The following is an 11,023-nucleotide window of genomic DNA, read 5'->3' on the forward strand; positions in this document are numbered from 1 at the left end:
CTACGTAAATTTACGTAGTAAACATACGTAGTTCTACGTAGCTTAAAAATAACGACTTGCAAATATTATGTAGTAAATTTCTTATTCAAAATGGTATTTCATCGAAATTAATTATAGACTAATCGAAAAACACGTTAAAAACATCTTTTTATAGTGGTATTTAAAAATATGTATTGAAATAATTATATACCTTTACAGTGCTATTAATCAATATATATTTAACATGAAAAAAGTAATTTTTGGTGCTGCGGCACTATTATTCTCAGGCGCAATAATGGCGCAAGTTACACAAGATGCATTAACAGATTTTAACGGAACAGACTCAGTAGATGCTCAACAAGCAGCTGATTTTAGTTTTGGTTCTGGTAATCAAGGTGAAGGTATCCAATCCGGTAACACAAACAAACTACAAGTTTTACAAGCAGGAACTAACCAGTCTTCTTACTCAGTTCAAGGTGATGGTTTAGGAGCAGGAGGTAACAGCGCAAGAATCTGGCAAACAGGTGAAGTTACAAATGTTAGTGGTGAAGAAAATGCAGCTGATGTAAGACAATTGGGTACTGAAAACCAGTCAACAACTGTTCAAGGCGGAGATTTTAATGAATCTGTTACACGTCAAGGCCTTAAAGATGGTGGCTTAAGTGGATTTAACAAAGCTTCGATCTTACATGGTACTGCAGAGCAAGGAGAAATGAACTTCTCTATGATCGAGCAAGATGGTCAAACCAATCAAGCAAGAACAATCCAACAGTATGATAATAATCAAGCTAGAATTGTTCAAGAAGGAGATACAAACATCTCTCAACTACACCAAAATGCTACGTCTAATGGAGCAGACGGTAATGTTGCAATTGCAGAGCAGTATGGAGATCAAAACGTGTCTCAAACATACCAAGCTGGTAGTCGTAACACAGCACATTCTGTACAAGAAGGAAACATGAATATTGTTAACCAAACGCAATTAGGTGATGATAATGAAGCATTAGTCGATCAAGGTGCAGATGTTGAGCCAATTAATTCTTTTGGGGATTCTCAAGCAGACTTGGATGCAGCAATAAATACTTTTGCAGATTCTGGTTTTACTAACGGTAATGATAATACAGGAGGAGGTTCTACAGCAGGTATGGCACTACAAGTACAAACTGGTAGCGATAACTTAGGTTACATTGGGCAATGGGGAGACAGTAGTGAAGCTAGTGATTACGCTGAACAAAACCAGACAGGTAACACTAATGGCGCTTATATGGTGCAAAATGCACATGGTTCTGCTACAGGTGGTGCTAATTACGGTCGTCAAGATCAAACAGGAGACAGTAACTTTGCTGTTGCTGGACAAAATGGTGCAAACCACAAAACTTACCAAAGACAAGTAGGTGATTTTAATGCAGCTATTACTTCTCAAAAAGGAAATGCTAACTTAGTAAGTACTTATCAAAGTGGAGATGGAAACGTAGCATTATCTGGACAAAGAGGTGTAGCTAACCAAACTTTAATTGTACAGAAATCTGGAGTTGCAGATGGTTCAGGACATAGTTTTCAGGCTAGTCAAAACTTAGCAGATGGTACACCAAATGGAGGTAATACTATTAGTGTATTACAATTAGGTCCTTCTGGAGATGTTAATGGTATTCACGAAGGTTGTGATTTCCAAGATCAGGGAACATTAGGTACTCCTGCAGATATTGATAGTTTTATTTTAGATGCTCCATGTGGTCCAGGTTGCTAAAATTTAGCAATACTATATAGATTCTAAAATCTAAATTATTACATAAATTTAAAAGGAGGATGTCAAAATAGCAAGCATCCTCCTTTTTTTATTAATCTACAACTATGAAAACAATAGTAAATAGTACACAAAAGAGTATACTTTCTTTTATATGTTTATTTGTATTCCAAATAATCATCGCACAAACTTACAATGATAACGAAGATACCGAAAGTACAGAGGCTTCAACAACTGTAGGAGGACAACAGTTTTCTCAAACACAATTTTCATCTTTTTTTGATACAACTCCAAATCCAATATTAGAAAACATACAAAGTAATTCTATAGCTATAGAACAAGCTGGTTCTAATAATACAATTATAGCAAGAGTAGCTTCAAGAGCTAGTGAAATTAACATCAATCAAAACGGACTTGGTAATGATGTAAACTTAATTTATAAGGTAGATGCAGTAGTGTCAAACCTAAGTCAAAATGGAAATGATAATATTATTAAAGATTATGTTATAGATCCGAATGCAAAGGTGTCTTTAGATCTTCAGCAAACTGGAAATAATTTAATTTTCGATAAGTTTGGTTCTAATAATATTTCAAAAAATATTAAATTTAATCAAACCGAAGCATCTCCAACAATAATAATAAGAAGCTTTAATTAATATTTTAGATGCCTACTAAACCATTAAAAATATTGATTTTTTTGTTGATTTTCATTTTTATTGAAAATGTTAATGCACAAAAGCTTTACAATAAAGAGGTTAAGGCAATTATAAAAATTGATAATAAAAGCGACTTTACTACTTACAGCGCAACTGTTCAAAATTTAACACAATCAGATAAAAGTTTACGATATGAGTTTTTAGCATTTAAAGTAGATGCTAATAATAACGCTTCCAAAAGCTCGCAAGCTAATAGAATTTATTTAAAAGGAACTGAGAAAAAAATACTTTCATCTCTTACCATTAATAACGTTATAGAGGGTGAAATAACACTAGTGTTATTAATATATCCAGAAGAGGATGAGGATAAAACAGTAGGAGCTATTGGTAAAAGTAGAATAGTAATTACGAGTAATGCTAATGGTTTATTGGAAATAACAGGCGATGTAGAGCAAGAAGAGAATGAAGATGGTGTTTTTTTGCAAGGACTTGTTATAAAAAAAGTAATAACAAAGTCAGGAAGGGATTTTCATCGTTATTTTTATTCAGAATATTTTAATAAAGGAATAAAAACAGATAAAAATATTTTAATTAAAGAAGTTCCTGGGCAAAGAAGAAGTACAAGAGTTTTTGTCGAGGTAGATGGAAAACTAGTTTGGCAATTTTTTGTAAATCCTAAAAAAGAGTTTTTACAAGAGATGGCTGTTACCGCATTAGATAGAAGTATAAGATATTTGCAACAATTACAAAGAACTAAAAACACACAAATACGCTATTAATTATGAAACCAAAATTATTATTAATTCTTTTTTTAGGTGCTTGCACGTTTACGTATGCTCAGCAATTTAGTTATAAGCCATTAAATCCAGCTTTTGGAGGAGATACTTTTAATTATAATTGGTTGTTAAGTTCAGCAAACGCTCAAAATGATTTTACCGCAGATACAGAAGCAAGAGAGGAGCAAACTGAATTAGAACAATTTGGAGATCGTTTAAATGATCAAGTATTAAGTCAAATATCAAGAGCTCTTTTAGCACAGCAAGTAGAATCTGTTGGAGATTTTGATGAAGAAGGCACTTTTACTTTTGGAACACTTAATGTAGAGGTGTTTGAGTCTGACGAAGGTTTGGTAATTAACATTCTAGATACTTCTAATGGAGAACAAACCCAAGTTGTTGTTCCAAACCCATAGTATATAATTTGCTTTTTATGAAAAACTACCAAGTAATATTAGCCACTTTGGCAGTATCTTTATTTTTAAGTTCCTGTGGCACTTATTTTAATCAACCTTTTTCTCAAGAACCTGCGAGAATAGGTGAGAATTCTAAATCCACGCAAAAAATATTAGATCTTCCGCCACCTAAAGTGCCATTAGAGGTTGCTGTCTATAATTTTAGCGACCAAACAGGTCAATTTAAAGCAGTAGAAAATGGAAGTACTTTTAGTAACGCTGTTACTCAGGGATCTACAACTATTCTTATTAAAGCATTGGGAGACTCAGGTTATTTTATTCCTCTAGAAAGGGAGAACTTTAACAATCTAGCTACAGAGAGAAATATAATTCGTACTACAAAAGAGGAATATTCAAAAGGATTAAACCCTAATGAGCCAGCAATAAAACCGCTTCTATATGCTGGTTTAATGCTTGAAGGCGGTATTATTTCTTACGATACTAATATTGTAACAGGTGGAGCAGGTGCTAGATATTTTGGAGTAGGTGGTTCAGCACGTTATAGACAGGATCGTATTACAGTCTATTTAAGAGCTGTTTCTACTCAAAGTGGAGAGGTTATAAATACAGTTTACGTTTCTAAAACTATTTTATCTCAAGCAGTTGATATAAGTTTATTTCGATTTGTAAAATTTCAAAGATTATTAGAAGCAGAAACAGGTTTTACTCAAAGCGAACCAGTACAGTTAGCAGTAAAAGACGCAATAGAGAAAGCAGTACATGACTTAATTATGGAAGGCATAGAAGATGGCTATTGGTCTACAAAAGCAGGTTTAGAGATAGATAAAGAATTGGTGGCTAATTACAAAGAAGAGAAAGACGCAGCTAATGCTACAGAGCTTTTTAATCGTTTTACTTTTAAACGAAGAACAGACAATGTTTTGCATGTTTCTCTTGGAGTAACTAAAATTAATGGAGATTATATAAATGCAGAATACCAACTTAATAGTCGAATAGGTTACAAGCGTTATTTAACCTCTCATTTTAATTTAAATTTAAATGCAAATAGATTTAATTTAGTTAATAAAGGCCTTTTAGATAAAAGCTTTGTTTCCATAGGTGCTAATGTTGAATATACGGTCTTACCATCAGATAAATTAACACCTTATATATATGCTGGTGGAGGAACTAATATCTCTAACGATTTTAATAATATTGATCCAAAAATTCAAGTTGGTGCTGGATTAGAATATTTAATAACTGAAAGAATTGGTATTACTGGTTTCATAGAAAACAACTTTGTATTTAGCGATTTGGTGGATGATTTAGATATAGGGTCTAGAGATGATATGTATTTAAGACTTGGCGTTGGATTAAACTTATATATTGGTAATTATAATACTAAGAAAGATCTTGAACGAGAAAAAGAAAGAGAAAGAAAGAAAGAATTAAAACGTGTAAAAAAAGAAAATATAAATAAAGAATTGCAGCAAAAAAGAGATGAAAAAGAAGCAGAGAAAAAGCCTGCCGTTGTAGATGAAAATAAAGAGGGCAATTAAAAATAAATCCTACTATAATGAAAAAAATAAAACACATAATAAATTTATTAATTATAATGCTATTTATTATGGCTTGTAGTGAAGATCAAATTGATGGAATTCGCATAGGCTCCATAAATGGTAAAGTTGTAGCAGAAGGTACTAATGCACCTTTAGAGAATGTAAAAATATCTACAAATCCAGTTACAAGTACTGTTTTTACAGATGTTGATGGTAATTTTGTTATCGATAATGCTGTGGTAGAAACCTATGCAGTGCAAGCAGAATTAGATGGTTTTGTAACAGCGTTTGAATCGGTTACAGTGCTAGAAAATACTGCGGCAGCAGCAGCTTTTGAATTAGTTACGTCTAACGCAAATAATCAGTCACCAACCAGTCCAGATTTAATTTTCCCTGAAGATTTAGCAATAGAAGTTCCTTTAGAGATTGAATTTACTTGGAATTCTTTAGATCTTGATGTTAATGATGAATTATCTTATACTTTAGAGCTTAGAAATGGAAGTACAAATGAAGTAGAAATGTATGAAGTAGAACAGGATACTTTTTACGTAGCAAATAACTTACAGTTATCTACAACTTACTTTTGGCAAGTTACGGTAAATGATGATATAAATGAGGATGTTATATCGGCAGTTAGTCAATTTTCAACAATTACTGTACCTAATAATCCTTTTGTTTTTATAAGAGAAGAAAATGGTAATAGTGTAATATATTCTGGTAAAGAAGATCCTGAAGGTGGAGCAGAAGCAGAATTAGATTTCGATTTACTTAAGCTAACAAATGAGTCTAACAATAGTTTTAGACCAAGATCTAACGTGGCAATTAATAAAATTGCTTATTTACGTACTGTTGGCGGAAGTACTCAACTTTTTACTATGAATACAGATGGCTCTAATCAAACCCAAGTAACTAGTACAATTCCAGTAAATGGGTTTAGACTAGAACATGTAGATTTTTGCTGGGCACAGAGTGGAAGTAAACTTTATTATCCTAGTTTCGATAAATTATACCAAATAAATCCAGATGGTAGTGGGCTTTTACAAATTTATCAAACAACAGATGGATCATTTATTTCTGAAGTAGAAAGTGTCGCTTTCGATAATGATTTAATTTTAGTAAAAACAAATAACTCATTAGGATACAATGCTAGATTATTTACTGTTAGATTATCTACAGGTACTGAAGATGCTATTGTTGTTGAAGGATTGCCTGGAGCTATAGGAGGAATAGATATTACAGCAAACGCAGATGAAATTATTTATACTAGAGACCTCTCAGGCTCTCAAAACTCAACATACAGACAATTTCAAAGTAGAGTGTTTATTTACAATGTAGCTACAACAACTAGTACACAAGTACCTACAGATGCTTTAATTGGGTTTAATGATTTAGATGTTAAGTACGCACCAAATGAAGGCGGATTTATTCTTACAAGAGTATCTAATGCAATTAACTCAGTTCCAAGAATATTTATATACCAGTTTGGTATAGCAACAGCAGAGACAGAACTTTTTACTGCAGCATCAATGCCAGATTGGGATTAAGCAGAAAAAAAATAAAATTTTAGTTTGAGGCTTCTTATTTTTAAAAGAGCGTACAATATTATTTGTGTGCTTTTTTTTTACAGTTATATTTGCAGCTCAATACAATATTATGAGCTCAGAAATAAGTAAACGTTACAGTCAAAGAGGTGTTTCAGCATCAAAAGAAGATGTGCACAATGCTATAAAAAATATAGACAAAGGTTTGTTTCCAAAAGCTTTTTGTAAAATAGTGCCAGATTACCTTACTAACGACGATGATTATTGTTTAATAATGCACGCAGATGGAGCAGGAACAAAAAGCGCCTTAGCTTACATGTACTGGAAAGAAACTGGAGATGTTTCTGTATGGAAAGGCATTGCTCAAGATGCTTTAATTATGAATATTGACGATTTGCTTTGTGTTGGTGCAACAGATAATATAATGTTATCATCAACTATTGGTAGAAATAAAAACTTAATCACAGGTGAAGTGCTTTCTACAATAATTAATGGAACAGAAGAACTAATAGAAGATTTAAAATCGTTTGGAGTTACTATTCATTCTACAGGAGGAGAAACAGCCGATGTTGGCGACTTAGTCCGTACAATAATTGTAGATTCTACAGTTACAGCAAGAATGAAACGTAGTGACGTTATAGATAATGCTAATATAAAAGCAGGAGATGTAATTGTTGGTTTAGAAAGTTTTGGTCAAGCAACCTATGAGAAAGAATATAATGGAGGCATGGGAAGTAATGGTTTAACATCTGCAAGACATGATGTATTTAATAATTATTTAGCAAAAAAATACCCTGAAAGTTTTGATGCTGCTGTTCCTGAAGATTTAGTGTATTCCGGTCAAGTAAAGTTAACAGATTCCGTAGAAAATAGCCCAGTTGATGCAGGTAAGTTAGTCTTATCTCCAACAAGAACTTATGCTCCAATTATAAAGGAAATTTTATCAAAATTTAAGACAGATACTTTACACGGTATGGTACATTGTTCTGGAGGAGCGCAAACTAAAATTCTTCATTTTATAGATAATTTACACATAGTAAAAGATAATTTATTCCCAATTCCGCCATTATTCAAATTAATACAAGAACAATCTAAAACAGATTGGAAAGAAATGTATCAAGTGTTTAATTGTGGTCATAGAATGGAATTATATGTGTCTCCAGATATAGCTGAAGATATTATTTCTATATCTAAAAGTTATAATGTAAACGCACAAATTATTGGTAGAGTAGAAGTTTCAGAAGAAAAAAAATTGACTATAAAAAGTGAGTTTGGTGTCTTTAATTATTAGTATTTTAATTTAGTTAAATTATTTGCATTTTTATATCACTTTTCTTACAAAATAAATATTTAATCCTCAGAATAAGTATTTTGTCTGTTTTTGTAAATAAATAACGCTTTTAATCTTGTAAAAAAGCACATTAACGGTTTATTCTATATGTTTATCAATACATTTTAAATTATGAAAAACAACTACTTTTTATTGTTTGTAAAAACGGTCTTTTGCTTCTTACTAATCCCTACACTTGCAATGGCACAAAGGGATATTTTTTTAGTTATTGGCCAATCTAATACATCTGGTAGAGGTGTAGTAGAGATGGAAGATACTGTTGCGTTAAGTGGTGTAGACTTGTTTAATGGTGCTAATTGGGAACCAGCTGTAAATATAATTGGTGGAAATGGTGGCTTAAATAGATACTCAACTATATTAAATTCAAATCAAAATCAAGGTCTAAATTATACTTATACCTTTGGACGTACAGTTAATGAAGTTACTGGAAATCAAATAGGTTTGGTAGTAAATGCAAGAGGAGGAACCAATTTAAATGCTTGGGCTAAAGGTGCTACAGAAGATTATTATGGAGCAGCATTAATACAAATTAATGCTGCTTTGGCTTTACAAGGATCAACACTTAAAGGAATATTGTGGCATCAAGGAGAGTCTAATAGAAATGATTCTAATTATTTAACAAAAATAAAGACTTTTGTAACTAATTTAAGAAGTGATTTAAATATGCCTAATTTACCATTTATATTAGGTGAATTAAGCAAGCAAAGAACAGATAACGATACTTTCAACGCGAATCTAAGAAAATTATCTGATCCAACTGATGCGGCTTATATAGCTAATACTAGTTTTGCTTCTTCTGAAGGTTTAATAACTACAGATAGAACACATTTTATATCTAATTCACAACGTGTTCTAGGTTACAGGTATGGAGCAGAAGTTTTGGAAATGATTTATGGTTATAATTATATTAGAGATCAAATTGTTTATGTAACCGAAGATGCTTATGTGCGTTCTGGAGTACATGCAGATATTGTGCAACAAACAGGTTCAGAAAACGAACTTATGCGTATTACAAAAACTTCTAATAATGTTAATGACAATAGAACAGGTTTGTTTAAATTTAATATTAATAACATTACAGGAACAACAGATCGACTAATTATTGATACAACTCTATTTATTAATGCAGATCTACAGGATGATGATGGTACAGATAATAATGAGCCTATGAGTGTTAATTTTTACGATGTTGACACAAGCTGGTCAGAGGATACGGTGACGTTTAATAACGGTCCTGTTTTTTCAAACCTAATTAGTTCTAGTTTTTCAAGTTTTTTTATTGATGGTTTACATCAACGTGGCGCAGATATAGCAGAGTATATTAGAGATGGTTATGCTCAAGGAGCAAGTACTATTGCATTAGGATTACAAGCAGAAACTATAAATACACAACTAACAATTAGTACAAAAGATGATGCTGCAAATTTTTTATTAAGACCTCATTTACGCATTAGTTATATAGATACTTCTAGTAATACATTAAGTAATATTATTTTTGAAGAAAACGAATTAGATAATAAAGTAGTTTTTAAAAATCCTGTAAAAAACGAACTAGCACTTAATACTGATTTTAATATTACAGAGGTAAATATTTATAGTATTAGAGGACAACTTTTAAAAGTGCAAAAAGTAAACAATACATTTGTTAATTTAAGGGTGTCAGATTTGTTTGCAGGAACTTATATTTTAGTAGTAAAAAATAATGATAAGGATGTTGTTAAGCTATTTATAAAAAATTAATAATTAGCTTTTAATAAAATATGTTAATAGTTTTTTTGATAACTATTACTAAATAAAACCTTTAATTAAAAAGAGGAAACTACAAGTTAAACTAAAATCTATTAGATATAGTATAAATACTAGTTTAAGATTCTAAACACCTACCATTTTATAAAATTTCAACTTCTTACGCGTACTTCTATCGTTAATCATTAACAAAAACAAACTCATTAACAATTCCTGGGTTATAAATAGTTCGTATTAATGTTACAACAAAAGACCATATTGCAAGAGGTTTGTAGTAACTAAGAATTACACGAAATTTGTTTAACATATATAGGTTATAACGTGTTCTTTTGTCTATTATTTTTCAAATAAAAAAATAGGTATAAGCGAATGCTAATTGTCAAAAACTAATTTAATTCTTTTTATTACTTATATAAGAAAATAGTATTCCTTTTTATTTTTTACTATATTAGTATACCCAAATCTTAATATATTTTAACCTTGTCTCATCAAAAGCTATTATACTTTATAGCAGTTATTCTCTTTATAACTGGTATAATTACAGTATCAGAAATGTCGTTTAATATATTTCTAATACATAAGTTAATTACTTCAATAATATTTACCGGTTGTTTTTTCTACATAGGTTGTCACAAGCATAAAACCGCAACAATTATTATGCTTCTATTTGTTGTTTTCGATGCGCTTACAATATATATAGAAAGTCCTATTGCGCCTTGTGTCGCTTTAGTTATTAGAACAGTTACATTTATATTAATATCTAGTCTAGTCATAAAAAAACTCGATTTTAAAGTGCGTAATTACGCAGTGGTTTTATTTTTTGCAATAATCGCGATTCTAAATGGATACGTAATTTACTTATTAGTATCAACAGTAGATTTTGAAAAATTTAGTTTTACTGAAAGAGTTTTTTCTGTGTTTCCTAGTATTACAATGATTTTAATGTGTGTGTGTGCGGTTAATTACAATTTTAATAGATTTAATTTAAGGTCAACATTGTTTTTAATAACTGCATTTTGCTTAGCTTTTTCTGATATAGCAGTTTTTAATGCTTATTATAAAGAGCCTAATTATTTGTTCTATGTCGAAAGGTTTTTTACAATTTTAACCTTTTTATGTTTTGTAAATTATGTTATACTGGAGAATAAAAAAAGAGAACAAAATTCAGTGACGAAAACCGAACATTACTATTGATTATTTATCGTATTTTTGTTTCACAATTTTAGAAATACATGTTAGATAAATTACAAATAGTAAAACAACGTTTTGATGAGGT

The 11,023-nt window shown here is 30.9% G+C and carries 8 protein-coding genes; all 8 read left to right on the top strand.

Translation table 11 applies throughout. The annotated features are described in order from the left end of the window. The first annotated feature begins 223 nt into the window (after positions 1–223). The 8 genes from Q0C58_RS02355 (at position 224) to Q0C58_RS02390 (ending at position 9,741) form a co-directional block, all read left to right on the top strand. Complete coding sequence (locus Q0C58_RS02355) at positions 224–1,726, top strand: curlin (RefSeq protein ID WP_290696934.1); 1,503 nt, start codon at positions 224–226, stop codon at positions 1,724–1,726. Between the two features lie 104 nt (positions 1,727–1,830). Beyond that, positions 1,831–2,379, top strand: a complete 549-nt coding sequence (locus tag Q0C58_RS02360) for a hypothetical protein (protein WP_290696937.1) — start codon at positions 1,831–1,833, stop codon at positions 2,377–2,379. 44 nt (positions 2,380–2,423) lie between these two features. Then, on the top strand, positions 2,424–3,158 hold the full coding sequence (locus tag Q0C58_RS02365) for a CsgE family curli-type amyloid fiber assembly protein (RefSeq protein ID WP_290696940.1): 735 nt from the start codon (positions 2,424–2,426) through the stop codon (positions 3,156–3,158). A gap of 2 nt (positions 3,159–3,160) precedes the next feature. Further along, entirely contained in the window at positions 3,161–3,571 is a 411-nt protein-coding gene (locus tag Q0C58_RS02370; RefSeq protein ID WP_290696943.1) for a curli production assembly/transport component CsgF, read from the top strand. Between the two features lie 17 nt (positions 3,572–3,588). Then, positions 3,589–5,109 carry a CsgG/HfaB family protein gene (locus Q0C58_RS02375; protein WP_290696946.1) on the top strand — a complete coding sequence of 507 codons (1,521 nt, stop codon included), beginning with the start codon at positions 3,589–3,591 and terminating at the stop codon, positions 5,107–5,109. 17 nt (positions 5,110–5,126) lie between these two features. Continuing rightward, entirely contained in the window at positions 5,127–6,653 is a 1,527-nt protein-coding gene (locus Q0C58_RS02380) for a carboxypeptidase regulatory-like domain-containing protein (protein WP_290696950.1), read from the top strand. A gap of 109 nt (positions 6,654–6,762) precedes the next feature. Beyond that, entirely contained in the window at positions 6,763–7,941 is a 1,179-nt protein-coding gene (locus Q0C58_RS02385) for an AIR synthase related protein (protein WP_290696952.1), read from the top strand. A gap of 171 nt (positions 7,942–8,112) precedes the next feature. After that, positions 8,113–9,741, top strand: coding sequence for a sialate O-acetylesterase (locus Q0C58_RS02390; protein ID WP_290696955.1), 1,629 nt, complete (start codon positions 8,113–8,115; stop codon positions 9,739–9,741). Positions 9,742–11,023 lie beyond the last annotated feature (1,282 nt).

Origin of the sequence: Lacinutrix sp. (genome assembly GCF_023299985.1) — a bacterium.
Taxonomy (GTDB): Bacteria; Bacteroidota; Bacteroidia; order Flavobacteriales; family Flavobacteriaceae; genus Lacinutrix.